The sequence below is a fragment of the Chryseomicrobium aureum genome (assembly GCF_016909155.1).
Classification (GTDB): Bacteria; Bacillota; Bacilli; order Bacillales_A; family Planococcaceae; genus Chryseomicrobium; species Chryseomicrobium aureum.
Map to the genome: position 1 here is coordinate 59841 of NZ_JAFBFG010000006.1, position 13631 is coordinate 73471.

Annotated in this window: 14 protein-coding genes and 1 riboswitch; of the genes, 9 read left to right on the forward strand and 5 right to left on the reverse strand. The window is 41.8% G+C overall.

Going from position 1 to position 13631, the window contains the following annotated elements:
* The first annotated feature begins 12 nt into the window (after positions 1–12).
* Together JOD03_RS06530 and JOD03_RS06535 are read left to right on the forward strand one after the other, a co-directional pair.
* On the forward strand, positions 13–4092 hold the full coding sequence (locus tag JOD03_RS06530) for a TIGR02680 family protein (RefSeq protein ID WP_204590037.1): 4080 nt from the start codon (positions 13–15) through the stop codon (positions 4090–4092).
* 12 nt (positions 4093–4104) lie between these two features.
* Positions 4105–5406 carry a TIGR02679 family protein gene (locus JOD03_RS06535; RefSeq protein ID WP_204590038.1) on the forward strand — a complete coding sequence of 434 codons (1302 nt, stop codon included), beginning with the start codon at positions 4105–4107 and terminating at the stop codon, positions 5404–5406.
* A 109-nt stretch (positions 5407–5515) separates the two neighbouring features.
* On the opposite strand, the gene JOD03_RS06540 is transcribed toward JOD03_RS06535, so the two are convergent.
* The 3 genes from JOD03_RS06540 to JOD03_RS06550 all read right to left on the reverse strand — a co-directional run bounded on the left by JOD03_RS06540 (position 5516) and on the right by JOD03_RS06550 (position 7284).
* The gene (locus JOD03_RS06540; RefSeq protein WP_204590039.1) at positions 5516–6121 is read right to left on the reverse strand and encodes a DUF6036 family nucleotidyltransferase; all 606 of its coding nucleotides are present in this window, start codon (positions 6119–6121) and stop codon (positions 5516–5518) included.
* Positions 6118–6303 (reverse strand): hypothetical protein, encoded by a 186-nt coding sequence (locus JOD03_RS06545; RefSeq protein ID WP_204590040.1) that lies wholly within the window; start codon positions 6301–6303, stop codon positions 6118–6120. The genes JOD03_RS06540 and JOD03_RS06545 overlap by 4 nt, the downstream gene beginning before the upstream one ends.
* Positions 6304–6525: 222 nt before the next feature.
* A complete protein-coding gene (locus tag JOD03_RS06550; RefSeq protein WP_204590041.1) occupies positions 6526–7284 on the reverse strand; it encodes a PHP domain-containing protein in 759 nt (252 codons plus the stop codon).
* A gap of 178 nt (positions 7285–7462) precedes the next feature.
* Between JOD03_RS06550 and JOD03_RS06555 the strand changes: the two genes are divergently transcribed.
* The 6 genes from JOD03_RS06555 (at position 7463) to thiW (ending at position 11704) form a co-directional block, all read left to right on the forward strand.
* The gene (locus JOD03_RS06555; protein ID WP_204590042.1) at positions 7463–8002 is read left to right on the forward strand and encodes an NUDIX domain-containing protein; all 540 of its coding nucleotides are present in this window, start codon (positions 7463–7465) and stop codon (positions 8000–8002) included.
* Between the two features lie 174 nt (positions 8003–8176).
* Positions 8177–8278, forward strand: a riboswitch (TPP riboswitch).
* Between the two features lie 78 nt (positions 8279–8356).
* A complete protein-coding gene (tenA, locus tag JOD03_RS06560) occupies positions 8357–9043 on the forward strand; it encodes a thiaminase II (protein WP_204590043.1) in 687 nt (228 codons plus the stop codon).
* Positions 9033–9773, forward strand: coding sequence for a hydroxyethylthiazole kinase (gene thiM / locus JOD03_RS06565; protein WP_204590044.1), 741 nt, complete (start codon positions 9033–9035; stop codon positions 9771–9773). The genes tenA and thiM overlap by 11 nt, the downstream gene beginning before the upstream one ends.
* Positions 9770–10630 (forward strand): bifunctional hydroxymethylpyrimidine kinase/phosphomethylpyrimidine kinase, encoded by an 861-nt coding sequence (thiD, locus tag JOD03_RS06570; protein WP_204590045.1) that lies wholly within the window; start codon positions 9770–9772, stop codon positions 10628–10630. Before thiM ends, thiD begins: the two co-directional genes overlap by 4 nt.
* Positions 10590–11225: a thiamine phosphate synthase gene (gene thiE, locus JOD03_RS06575; RefSeq protein ID WP_204590046.1), complete on the forward strand. Its 636-nt coding sequence runs from the start codon at positions 10590–10592 to the stop codon at positions 11223–11225. The genes thiD and thiE overlap by 41 nt, the downstream gene beginning before the upstream one ends.
* On the forward strand, positions 11216–11704 hold the full coding sequence (thiW, locus tag JOD03_RS06580; protein WP_204590047.1) for an energy coupling factor transporter S component ThiW: 489 nt from the start codon (positions 11216–11218) through the stop codon (positions 11702–11704). Before thiE ends, thiW begins: the two co-directional genes overlap by 10 nt.
* A 39-nt stretch (positions 11705–11743) precedes the next feature.
* Here the strand turns inward: thiW and JOD03_RS06585 are convergent, their stop codons facing one another.
* On the reverse strand, positions 11744–12142 hold the full coding sequence (locus JOD03_RS06585; protein WP_204590048.1) for a cytidine deaminase: 399 nt from the start codon (positions 12140–12142) through the stop codon (positions 11744–11746).
* A gap of 108 nt (positions 12143–12250) precedes the next feature.
* Positions 12251–12874 (reverse strand): NAD(P)/FAD-dependent oxidoreductase, encoded by a 624-nt coding sequence (locus JOD03_RS06590; RefSeq protein ID WP_204590049.1) that lies wholly within the window; start codon positions 12872–12874, stop codon positions 12251–12253.
* A gap of 183 nt (positions 12875–13057) precedes the next feature.
* Between JOD03_RS06590 and JOD03_RS06595 the strand changes: the two genes are divergently transcribed.
* On the forward strand, positions 13058–13630 hold the full coding sequence (locus JOD03_RS06595) for a TVP38/TMEM64 family protein (RefSeq protein WP_204590050.1): 573 nt from the start codon (positions 13058–13060) through the stop codon (positions 13628–13630).
* Position 13631 lies beyond the last annotated feature (1 nt).

Below are 13631 nucleotides of genomic sequence, written 5' to 3' on the forward strand. Positions count from 1 at the left end.
AGGAGTTCCATAATGAATGAGCAATGGAAAATGAATCGAGCTGGACTCGTGAATTTCTGGTATTACGACGATGAGACCTTTGATTTTGCGGATGGGAAATTATTACTACGTGGTGCCAATGGATCTGGCAAATCTGTAACTATGCAGAGCTTTCTTCCCGTATTGCTAGATGGTCGTAAATCTCCGGACCGCTTAGATCCATTCGGGTCTCGTGCGCGAAAGATGCAAGACTACCTTTTAGGGGAAAAAGAAGTAACAGGGCATGAAGAACGCACAGGTTATCTATTTCTTGAGTATGTAAAAGAAAGTACAAGTCAATACATAACAACTGGTATTGGGATGCAGGCGAAACGCAATAAGCAAATGAAGTCTTGGTATTTTATTCTTACAGACCAACGTAGAATTGGGCAAGATTTCTTTCTGACTCAACAGATTGCAGGAGAACGTATTCCTTTTACTGAAAAAGAGCTAACCAACCGTGTTGGAACAGGGGGACATGTCGTTACCACTCAACGTGAATACATGGAAATGGTAAATCGCTACATCTTTGGATTCGAATCACTTGAAGCCTATGAAGACCTGATTAATCTTTTAATTCAAATTCGAGCACCTAAACTTTCTAAAGAATTTAAACCAACTGTTATTTATGAAATTTTAGAATCTGCTCTCCCGCCACTCACTGATGAAGAAATTAAACATCTTTCTGATAGTATTGATCAAATGGATCAAGTACAACAGCAGCTCACGACCCTGTTTGAACAGACGCAATCAATTGATCGGCTATCGAATTATTATGATACATACATTCGCTACACATTAGCTGAACGTGCAGAGAAGTGGAATGAATCCGAAATCGCTCTTAGTAATAGTGAAAAAAATCTTCAAGAAGTATTACGGAAAAAAGAGTTGTTGGATGAAACTATAGTAGAAGGGGAAATTGAACTAAAGAAAGTTGAACAAGCGATTGAGCTTCTCGAGAAACAGAAGGAACAATTATCCAAACATGAAGTATGGTCACTTGAAAAGAAAAAATTAGACTTGATAAAGCAGCGTCAAGCAAAAGAAGAGGATTTTGACAGAAACGAAACAAAACTTTCAAAAAAGCAGAGAGAGTATCGTGAAAAAACAGTCCAAGTGGATCAGACGCTATTAGTTGACCATAATCTAAACCGAGACATGACGGATTTAATATATCAATTGAATTTAGATGCAGAGGGGGGGCGTTTCCAGGGTCATCAAGTCAATATAGAAGATTATATTCGGATGCATCAAGAAAAATTTGATTTTGCTGTGTGGTTAACAAGTATTAAAGAATATAGAAACATTCTTCAGGAAGCGATAAAAATAGTCAACCAACACAATCAGACCCTTGTAGAATACAGGTTAATGGAGGAAAAATCTTCTGAACAAAAGCAGAAAGTCGATCATCTTCAACGTCAATTAGAACAAAATGAACGATGGGTTCAAGAAGAAACAGCCAAACTAGAAACAGCCATTTTCAGCTGGATGCAAGATTATCCCGTTCTTGAGTTTACAAATGAACAAAAGCAAAAGGTTTCGCGATTGCTCGATGAATTATATGAAACCAAACGTTATGAAGAAGTAATGGAACCGCTACGAAATGCCTTAACTAAATATGAGGTGACATTACGAACACGACAGTCTGAGGTGGAAAGTAAGCAAAGTATAGTCTCTGAGCAAAGAGAGAAGCTACTTCAGTCGATTTACCAATTAAAAAATCAGAGAATGATTGAACCGGAGCGTTATGCAGGAACTATCGCTTATAGGGAAAATCTAAAAGTTGTTGCCTATCCCTTTTATGAATTAGTAGATTTTCAAGAACATGTTTCTATGTCAGAAAGAGCCAGAATTGAAGCTGCACTCAAACAGACAGGCATTCTTGATAGTTTGATTTCTGCGGATGCGCTAGTACCCCAACAGGACGCTGTATTAAATGCATCTCCATTTCTTATGGTTCAGACATTAGCAGATTACTTAAAGCCAGATATAGAAGAAGGTTACGAACTAGCAGCGGCTCATATTGATGATATTTTACGTTCTATCCCGCTACAATCGGATGGTCAAAGTCTGTCTTTAGATAGTGATGGATCCTACACGGTTGGAATTCTAAAAGGTGATGCGCCTGATATGGGAGAAGCCAAGTACATAGGACGCTCATCGAGAAAGCGGTATCTACAAAATCAAATTAACCAATTGACTTCAGAAGTACAAGAGCTAGAGGAAATGCAGAGTCAGCTTACTTTAAAATGGAATGAGATTGAAAAAGAAAAAGAAAATGTCCTAGAGTGGGAGAATTCAATTCCAGATGATCATTCTCTATTTGAGGTCTATAAACATTATCAAGAGTTAGGGCAAAATAAACAGACAGAACAAAGAGTGCTCGATACAATTGACAGTCATTGGAAAGAAATCCAATATAAATTGGATATAATAAAACCTTCGATGTCTCGATTTGCAAATGAGCATGGATTACAGATGAACGAAACAGTTTTGAATGAAATTACAGAAGTGATGGATCAGTATAGTCAGGACGTAAACCGATTAGCACGCCTTTACTGGGAGTGGAAGAGTAATCAGAGTACTCTTAGTTCTCTTCAAGCAACGCTTGAAGAGATAGAAGAAGATATAGACTATCGTCGTGGAGAGCTTGCTGAATTAAAAGAAGCAAGCGATATGTTAATGAGAGAAATTTCAGGAATTGAAGAACAACTGATGCTTACTGGAGTAGAGGAGATTCGTAGTGAAATCAACAAAGTACAAATAAGCCTTCAAGAAAACAAATTAGAGCAAAATAGGTTGCAAAATCAATTACCAGAAGAGCGTGCTGAACGAAAACAACTAATGGAAAAGCAAACTACCCTCTTAAAACAGGTTGAGTTTTGGAGCAACTACACTAATGAATGGAAACGACTAGTTTTAAAAGAGATGGATCAGCAATCAGAACATATCGGAGAAGAACACACAGCATTAAACGCTTTAAAACGTTTCGAAAACTTGTTAACTTCTTTGGACAAATCTAAGGTACAAGAGCAACTCACCAAGTCCTATTATTCAGAGAGTCACTTATTATCTGAATACCGTTTGATTGATATGACCGAAGAGACTGATACCCCTGTTTGGATGATGGATTCACAGTTTGAAGATTTCAAAGTCTACATAGATTTATTTTCTAGATTGAAAAATAAAAGAACTATCCGGTTATCCTATCAAGGTGCTCAGGTGTCTCCATCATTTTTACGAGATGAGTTGACAATACTTTATCAGGAGCAGAAGCGTCATTTAGATGAACAAGATCGAAAATTGTACGAGGATATTATGTTAAACACTATAGGTTCCATCTTACGCCGACGCATTAAACGAGCACATGGTTGGGTAAAGGATATGGACAAAATTATGTCAGAACGAGACAATTCATCGGGATTGATATTTTCTATTCAGTGGAAGCCTAAGACAGCAGAATCAGAAGATGAGTTAGATACGAAAGAGCTCGTTGGTTTGTTAGAAAGAGATAGTAAATACCTCCACGAAGAAGATTTAGCTAAAATAACGAAACACTTCCAGTCAAGGATAATTCGTGCAAAAGAGTTGATTTCTCTTCGTAATGAAGGTTCTACCTTGCATCAAGTATTAAAAGAAGTATTAGATTATCGTAAGTGGTTCTCTTTTGTTCTATCATTCAAAAGGTCGAATGAGCCTAGAAAGCGAGAGTTGACAAATAATGCTTTCTTCCAATTCTCAGGTGGAGAGAAAGCGATGGCAATGTATATACCACTTTTTACAGCAGCTTACTCACGTTACAAAGAAGCAAGTGAATCTGCACCTTATATAATCTCTTTAGATGAAGCATTTGCTGGTGTGGATGAAAAAAATATTCGTGACATGTTTGAAGTAGTTGAACAGCTTGGTTTTAATTACATCATGAATTCGCAAGCACTTTGGGGAGATTATGATACAGTCCCAGCGCTGGCTATTGCAGATCTTCTTCGTCCAAAAAACGCAGACTTTGTCACGGTTATGAGATACCGGTGGAATGGTAGTAAACGTATTTCATTAGATTTATCGGATAAGTAGGAGGGATAACACTTGGATGAAATAGCACTCCTGAAGAAACAATCTGTGTTTCAAAAATTGTTCCATCTGTTTCGCAAGCGTTATGAAGGATTAGGAAGAATAGGAGGAAGTGTGAGTCTTGCAAAATTTTCTAAAGCAGAAATTCAAGAGCTGTCAGGGTTCACAGGTATTTCTTTTCAAGAGTTACAGAGGAAATCTTCTATCACACTTCTTCAATTTGAAAAATCATTACCAGGCACTCGATTTCGTGACCATTCATTGCTTCAACTTCTCGAAGCATTTTATGGCGAAGAATTACTCAATCGGCAACAGCAGAAATCATTACAAGTCGAAAAGGACCAACACTTTATTCAGCAGATGAAACAGAAGTTTTCATCTATACATTGGTATGTCGATTGGATGGCAGAGAGGACTACTACAACTAGTTGGCTATGGCGTATAGTGGATGAAGATAAAAAGGAGATGAAGAGTTTGCTTGCTTTCATTCAACGGGCATTTCATTTTATACATCTTCAGGAAGGAGCCATAACTCGTCTTCCTTTTGTCGCGCAAGCTACCACAGGTGATCCACACGGACTTGACAGAAGTCATATTCGCGGCCGCATGCTTTTACATGCGCTTCGTGTTCATCAACAATACCTAGGAAATGAGGTTCTCTATTCTTACTCATTAGAAGATGAAAATGAATTGCTAGGTCTATATGGAATTCTAAGAGACGACTTATGGAGCTTCGTCACCTGTCAAAATTTACTTGCGGAAATCAATGGCGTGATTCATCCTGTATGGAAGGCTGCTTGTGAATCAAGCACGGTATTGAATCTTCCTATGAAAGAAGTACTTAAAGTAACATGTGTATTTCCGGCTAGTGGCTCTACTGTTTGGGTTCTTGAAAACTCTGGTGTTGCTTCGACTATTATGGAGTTGAATCCAACACAACCCATCATTTGTACGCATGGACAATTGCGATTAGCAGGGTGGAAGTTGCTTGATTCTTTAGTTGCGGAAGGATTTCGTATTCAGTATTCAGGAGATCTTGATCCAGAAGGTATAGTAATTGCAGATAAAATAAAGCGGAAATACGGAAATTCAGTCTCTTTTTGGTACATGGATAGTTGCACCTATATACAAGGAGTAAATCTCTTAATTAAAGAAGGCTATTCATCTGATATGAAGTTAGCGGAAAATCGGATTGATAAGCTCAAGTCGATTACTTCTAGCGAATTAAAAGAGCTAGTTGATATGATGAAGCAAAAGAAAGTTGCTGTTTATCAAGAATCGTTTATTAATAAGTTGATTCCTGGGATTGTATCATAATTCAAGGGAGTTTCGCAGGCGTTTATGTAGCGTTGATTTGGATTGAAATGGCAATTCCTGAAGTGGAAAATAGTTGGAAAAAAGAGAGAGCTTTTAGACACGCGTATGTTTACGAGCTCTCTCTTTGTTCTTTTATAACGGCTAACCATTCGCTAAACATTTCTTGAGTCTTAAAAAATTTTTTGTTTACCTCTTCCTGTAAATAGTCCAAATCTACTTCATCATACCACCGTGTTAATAGTTCAAGGCCCCAATAACGAGTATCTTCATTCTCAAATGCATCTAATCTATCCAATATGATGTCCTCTACAGAAATAAGAAATACATAACTCAATCTACCATCCATATCTATAGGGAGTTTTTGAACTCGATTATAGTCTCCTTCAAGAAAGTTGGCTACCACATCGACTACTAACTCTAACTCTTCCATAAAATAAATTCGACCTTCTTTTTTAAACCCAACTTTAAGGAGGCGCTCAGCAAAAAGGGTGCTTGAAGACGTAACAAAATCTATATCTCGCGTTGTGTAGTCACTAGCAGTATAAATTTCAACCGATAATCCACCGACAATTATCGGCTTTGCACCTACTTGTTCAGACTCCACAAGTTCAGTTAAAATGGAAGCCGTTTGTAACATAACTTCACGTTTTTGATCTTTTATTGGAACAAGAGAAAGAAGTCTTTGTTTAATCTCTTCATAATTTAATTCATTCATTTAAGAGTGAACCTCGAAAGAACTTTCTCTTCATCACTGCAACGTGGTCTTCTAGTACCGCCTCGCACAGCCTTGCGATTACTATTTTCAGATTTAGCATTATAAAGTTTCACAACTTCAATAACTGCTGCATCAGAATTTTTCGCCACCTGTTGAATTTTAGCTAGTGTTAGTTCGCGCATAAGTAAGCTCCTTTCTTAAATGAATTCATTAAATACTTTGTAATACATTAATTTTAAATTATTGTATGCATCTAGTCTAATTATTGCATCTAAATCCTATATCTCAAGTGTAGTATGGCTAAGTATTTAAATATTTTATTTAATTTCTTGAATAGATTTTTGATCCGAGGGGTCAAAAATATAGTGAGACGCCCTCAAGTGAGGACGTCTCATTTTTTAATTCTATAGATAGGGCTCGCCCCAGACACCTAGTTCAGGAGCGGCCCCGTTATGCAAAAACATACCGCTTGCAGCAGGTGCTACTTTTACCGTGAATTGTTCATTTTGCACAGCTCGCTTTAAATCCCTTACGGTTGAACAGGTCGTATGGAGCTTTGTGTAGACCCGACCGTAATGATTTTTGTGAAATGCGCTTGTTCCTCCGACAACTGGTTTTGCAAGGCGCATTCCGAGATAATAAACCTCTTGAACGGATTCAGTTGTTGAAAGGATTGATAAATCTTTAGCATTCAGTTCGATTGCATCTAGCTTTTCAAGATGGCTTGGATATAATTCGAAGTAGGCTTTTTGATGCGCGAGCGGGTGACCACCAATGACTAAAACTTCTTCAAGTTTTACCAAATCCATTAATTTTTCGAATGAGATATAATTTAGTTTATGTGTAAACGGTTGAAGTTGCATACGTAAGTTTCGAATGACAGTACGGTCTGCAATGAGTAGAAGGTGGTCCATTTCTTTCGTATGGACCTCGATTCCAGGAAAGACGCGAATGCCTTCCACTAAATAGTATCCGTCTTGATAAGGATAGAAATCATCTAATGTTCCGAAGACATCAAAGAAGTGGCGTGTGTTGAAATGTTCCGTAAGCGCGAATCCATCGAGTCCAGATTCTTGTGCAGCTTTTACCAATATGCGAAAGTACTTCAAAGAAAATTCGTCGTATTTGGTGAGTTTGCCGTGCGTGTGGAAGTCAAAGTTCATCTCTGAACACATCCTTTCTATCTCGTAGTATACGTAGTTTGTGTTAAGAGAGAATGAAGGGAATGCTAATTTTTTGTAAAGAGCATAAGGTTTTGTTTGGACAAGCAATGGGAAAATCTACTATAGTAGAACCTCACCAGTTTTTTGGGACGGATTTTATGGGAAAAGAGGTGCCACGATGGAGTTATGGGATGTGTACACGAAAGACCGAAAGCTAACAGGGCGCACGCATGTCCGTGGAAGTGTACCAGCGCTTGTTGAAGGTGATTACCATATTGTGATTGATGTTTGGACATTCTTGCCGGATGGTCGTTTGATTTTATCACAACGCGATCCAGCGAAACCACACGGTCTGAAATGGGAGTCGACAGGTGGCTCGATTACCACGGGAGAGTCTTCTTTACTAGGAGCTGCTCGCGAAGTAGAAGAAGAATTAGGTTTATTATTAAACTCAGATGAAATGATCTTGCTCGGCGAACAAATCCGAAATGATTCTTTGATTGACGTATATGTCACGCGACTTCCAAAGAGGATTTCGTTGGATGAGTTGAGCTATCAAGTGGGCGAAGTAGTCGATGCCCGAATCGTAACGAAAGATGAGTTTTTTGAAATGGAAGCGCAAGGACTGCTCACGCACAATATGCTTCCGCGGTATGAGCTTTATAAAGAGATATTTGATACGTACTTTGAACCTGTACCGGTTCTCGAGACAAAATAAAAAGCGCCAGATGGAGAAGCCTCCTCTAGCTCACCATCCTCCTGCATGACAGCGCATATGGTCGAACAACTTAAAGACAACATCATTTTCCGACCGGAGTCGGTATACGTGACATTTGCAAAATGATTTTGCACCGTAAAAAAAGTATGGTATAGTAATCGCGACAACTACATGCACATCCACTAGGGGAGCCGAAGAGGCTGAGACGGACAAGTGTCCGGACCCTTTGAACCTGATCTGGATTATACCAGCGGAGGGAAGTGGCGCGACCGTTCTGGTAGTCTTTTTTGACGGCTTCACGCTACTTTCCTTCGGGGAAGTGGCGTTTTTTGTTGTCAGAAAGGATGGGATATTATGAGTTTTTGCAAAGAGGTACGAGAAGAGTTTAAAGACAGCTGGGAGAGCAGTTTTCATCATCCATTCGTCACGGGGTTAGCAGACGGAACATTGCCGGAGGATGTATTCCGGTATTACGTTATGCAAGACGCTTATTACTTAACACATTTCGCAAAGGTACAGGCACTCGGCGCTGTGAAAGCGACCGATCTTCAAATGACGCGTGCCTTCGCCCATCATGCAGAGCAAACGTGTGCGGCCGAGCTTAGTTTGCATGAATCGTTTATGCAGATTTTGGGTGTGACTGAGTCTGAATGGGAGACATTCGAGCCTTCACCTTCTGCATATGCTTACGTGTCTCACATGTATCGCGCAGCTCAAGGGGATGTAGCAGACGTACTGGCTACACTGCTTCCATGTTACTGGTTGTACTATGAAATTGGTGTCCATCTTCAAGGGGCAACACCTGACAATCCGATTTATCAGCGCTGGATTGCCACATACGGGTCTGAGTGGTTTGCGTCGCTTGTCGAGGAGCAGAAGGACCGGATGGATCAGTTGGCCGCAGACGTTTCACCTGCGCGTCTACAAGAACTAAAAGCGCACTTTAAACGCAGCACATATTACGAGTGGCATTTTTGGGAGCAGGCTTGGACTCAGGAAAAGTGGGTTGTTCAATCGGAGGTGCCAGCGTATGAGCGTTAATAACATCGCACCTGTTCCAATTGTTCATTGCATCACGAACTACGTGGTCGCAAATTTTGTGGCGAACGGACTAGTTGCAGCTGGCGCATCGCCCATTATGGGAGATGAAGAGCGAGAAGTGGCTGAACTTGTGCAGCTAGCAGACGCACTCAGTTTAAACTTAGGCACGCTGACAGAGCGCACTGTACGCAGTATGAAAGTAGCCGGAGAAGCCGCAGTTGAAAAGGGAATTCCACGCGTAGTGGATCCAGTAGGGGCAGGAGCTTCAGCGTACCGATTGCAATCTGCCAAAGAAGTGATTGCAGCAGCTCAACCGACACTTATTCGTTGCAATGCAGGAGAAGCCGCTGCGCTTTTAGGTAAAGACTGGCGCGGTCGAGGGATTGATGCAGGGACAGGAAACCAGGATGTGTCAGCGCTCGCTCTTGAACTGTCTACAGTCTATAACACAACAGTAGTCATTACAGGAAAAGTAGATTTCGTTTCAGATGGCAACGTTGTGTTGACAAACGACTCAGGGCACCCCGATATGACCAAGGCAGTCGGAACAGGCTGTTTACTGAGCAGCCTACTTGCAGCCTGGCTCGTTCAAGACGCTAGCCTTGAGGCAATCCGGGAGAGGTTGCATGAGTATGGCCGTGCTGGCGAAATCGCTGTAAAAAGTGGGATGGGTGGATTTCCTGCCGCGCTCTTAGACGCACTTGCAACTAAGGAGGTGTCTATCTCATGACCTATCCAGTTGCGCTAACTATTGCAGGATCTGATAGTGGAGGAGGTGCTGGTATTCAGGCAGATTTAAAAACATTTCAAGAACGTGGGGTGTTTGGAGTCTCTGCATTGACTGCTGTTACAGCTCAGAACACGCTTGGAGTCCAGCGTGTCGGCATGGTGGAACCGGAGCTTTTAAAAGCCCAGCTGGATTCAATCGGTACTGATTTTCAGCCTGCAGCTGTGAAGACCGGGATGCTAGGTGATTCGTTTGTTATTGAACAAGTTGTGCGAGCCATCGATGCCTATTCTTGGAATACAGTTGTTGTGGATCCAGTAATGGTTGCAAAGGGAGGGCATACGTTGCTTCAACAAGACGCGATCGAGTCATTGACGCAACTCCTTCTTCCAAAAGCATTTATTGTCACTCCGAATGTTCCTGAGATGGAGTTGATGACAGGACTGACGATTGAAGATGATAGCAGTGCACGAAGATCTATGGAAATGTTGTTGAAGACAGGTGTAAAGGCTGTGATTTTAAAAGGTGGGCATCGAAAGGGGCCATTTGCGACGGATCTTTACCTGGACCAGTCCGGTAGAGAGTTCAGCCTGTCTACCCAAAGGATAGCGACACATCAGACACATGGGACAGGATGTACGTTTAGCGCAGCGTTGACAGCAGAGCTCGCCAAAGATCATTCGGTAGAAGCGGCCTGCACGGTTGCGAAACGGTTTATTCAAGCGGCACTTCAGTATCCTCTATCGCTTGGAGCCGGTCATGGTCCTACACATCATGCGGCATATAGAGTATACGGACAGGGAGAGGAGGAGAAACAAGATGCACAGGCACCTATACTTCATTATGGGCACGTCCGATAATCAAGATCTACCTGTTGAGAAAATCTTAGAAGAAGCGTTGGAAGCAGGTATTACAGAATTTCAGCTGAGAGAGAAGGGGCCGCATGCCAAGTCTGGTAAAGCGTTACTTGAACTAGCACTCAACTGCAAGGAGTTATGTGCGCGTCACGATGTCCCTTTTTTCATAAATGATGATGTGGAGTTGTGTATAACAAGCGATGCAGATGGTCTTCATATCGGACAAGACGATGGGTCTGTAAAAGCTGCTCGTCTGCAAATTGGACCGAACCGGAAGCTCGGCGTATCCGTTCATACTCTTGAACAAGCCATTCGAGCTGTGCAAGAGGGGGCTGATTATTTAGGAATTGGTCCTGTCTTTGCAACTAACTCGAAAGCGGATGCCCGTCCCCCGTCAGGTGTTTCAGTAATTCAAGAGGTACATGCTTTGTACCCGGACGTCCCAATCGTAGGTATTGGGGGCATCACCGAAGACAATGCCCATGTGGTGTGGGAAGCGGGAGCAACAGGTATAGCTGTGATTTCTGCGATTGCAGGCTCGACAAATCGTAAAGAGACCATTGCTCAGTTCAAGAAAGGAAGTGCCGTATGGAATTGAAACGATTGACGCAAATGGCGATGTTGAGCGCGCTTGGGGTCTTAGGTTCTCTGTTTATCTGGATACCACTTGGTGTGGCCAAAGCCTTTCCGGTACAACACGCTATTAATGTGATTTCTGCCGTGCTATTTGGACCAGTGGGAGCTGGCGTTGTGGCACTTGTGACAGCGTTGATTCGTATTTTTACTGGGACCGGCTCACTCTTAGCGATTCCAGGAAGTGTTTTAGGAGCTGTACTAGCGGGGCTACTCTACCGTTATACACGACGTATTGGTTTTGCAGCTATCGGAGAGTTTGTAGGGACAGGAGTGTTAGCCTCATTAGTAGCTGTCCCATACGCGGCTATTTTTATGGGCACACAAGTCGGAGCATTCTTCTTCATGCCAGGATTTATGGCGTCGAGCGCGACGGGAGCCATTTTAGGCCTGGTCATCTGGCATTTTTTAGAGAGGTCAAAGGTGGCATTACCTGTGAATTAAACTAAAAACCACTTCGCAAGCACGAAGTGGTTTTTGGTATTACATATCTAAATCCGTAAACGCCATTGGCAGTAGTTCTTTTAACGCCAATGTGTAAATTTCATTTTTATCATTCGTTAAGTGGACCGGCATTTCGGGCTCGAAGAATTCTGCCATGACTTGACGACAGATACTGCACGGTGGAAGGAAGTCTTCCGTATTTCCATTCACCGCAATCTCCGCAAAATCACCTTTTTTATAGCCTTCCGTAATCGCTGTGAAAATTGCAGTACGCTCCGCACAGTTTGTTGCTCCGAACGAGACATTCTCAACATTCACGCCAGTAAATACACGGCCATCTTTCATTAAAAGCGCAGCGCCAACAGGAAACTTCGAATACGGTGCATAAGCGCGCTCTTTGATTTCACGTGCTTGACTAACTAATTGTTCTTTATTCATCCAATCATCCCTCTCACGAAAAATGAACTTTCTCAAGTTCCCTGTCGATTTTTCTGAAAATGGGCAGGAAGACTAGTATACATTGTTTTGAAAGCGGATGCAACAAACTTAGTGTGCAACAAGGTTACGCATTGCCTCTATCCCATAACGATCTACAAACTTAGACAAAGGCTCTCTTTTTTTCCCTTGTGCGGCATACAAATCTAATACTCGATCTATAGCCATATAAAGTTTGTCAGGAGAAGCCCCCTCTATTAGAATCTGACCAAGTTGAGCATCAATCCCTTTTGCTTTACCACCTGCATACAAAGAATAAGTCTCTTTTATTTTCATCACTCCAATGTCATTTGTACGAGGTTCACCGCAACCAACCGCACACCCTGTGTAGGCGGCTCGAACTGTAAATGGCATTGGCCGTCCAGCTATCCGGTTATTGATTTCTTTCGCTACAGGCATGCCTTCTTGCTCCGAACCTTTACAAAAATTACAGGTGCGTAAACTCTTTACAAAATTCCCTACAGGATAAACTGATAATCCCGCGTCCTCGAATGCTGTAAGGGCGGCATCCACTTTTGCTTGAGGAATATCAATATAGAGCTGCTGGAAGGTAGTCAGTTCAAGCTCGTCTTTTTCATCCATAAACGATGTCAGCACTAAAAGTTGTTTTCCCGTTAATTTTGAACCGAATCCAATCCCACCGTTTACAGCGAATCTTTGCTTCTCAACTGTCATTCGCTTCCACCTCCATCTACTTTTACGATTTTCTCCATTCTAATGATACTATACTAACGGGGGGTATGAAAAGAGCGTGTCATTTGGTTCATTTTTCCCCAAATCATCATTCCTCGCTTTTTTATTAGAGAAATGAAATTTATACTAAACATACATGTGCATGAAGGAGTGGAAAAGGCTTCAATGACAGACTCACTACTAGCGTTACTTACTGAACCGAGCATATGGACGGCACTTGTCGCATTTATGACCGTCATTGTAGTCTCAATGGTTCCGGTTTTACCGCTCCCACTTCTATATGGGACAATCGGATTTACCTTTCCTGTGGGAATAGGTCTTCCCATCAATGTATTCGGATCCCTGCTTGGGACATTTTTGATCTTTAGTGCGATTCGCTACCTATTTCATAAAAAAGCCGCTATGTACGTGGTACGCCATGATCGAGCACGCCGCTTATTTACGCAGATGGGAAAGAACGGCTTTCAAGTAATTTTAATCGCTCGATTGATTCCGGTGGTCCCATCACTGCTCGTGAATGTTGTCGGTGCATTGTCCACAATCAAGATGACACCATTTTTACTAGCGACGGCCATTGGAAAACTGCCACTTATCACACTCTATACAGTTGCGGGGAACCAAGTAGATATCTATACATGGCAATCTATCCTTGCGCTACTCATCTATACTTTTGTATTGCTCGTTCTCGCCAACTTTGTTCAAAAGAAATGGCGTTTGACCTCTACACCTATCCGATAAA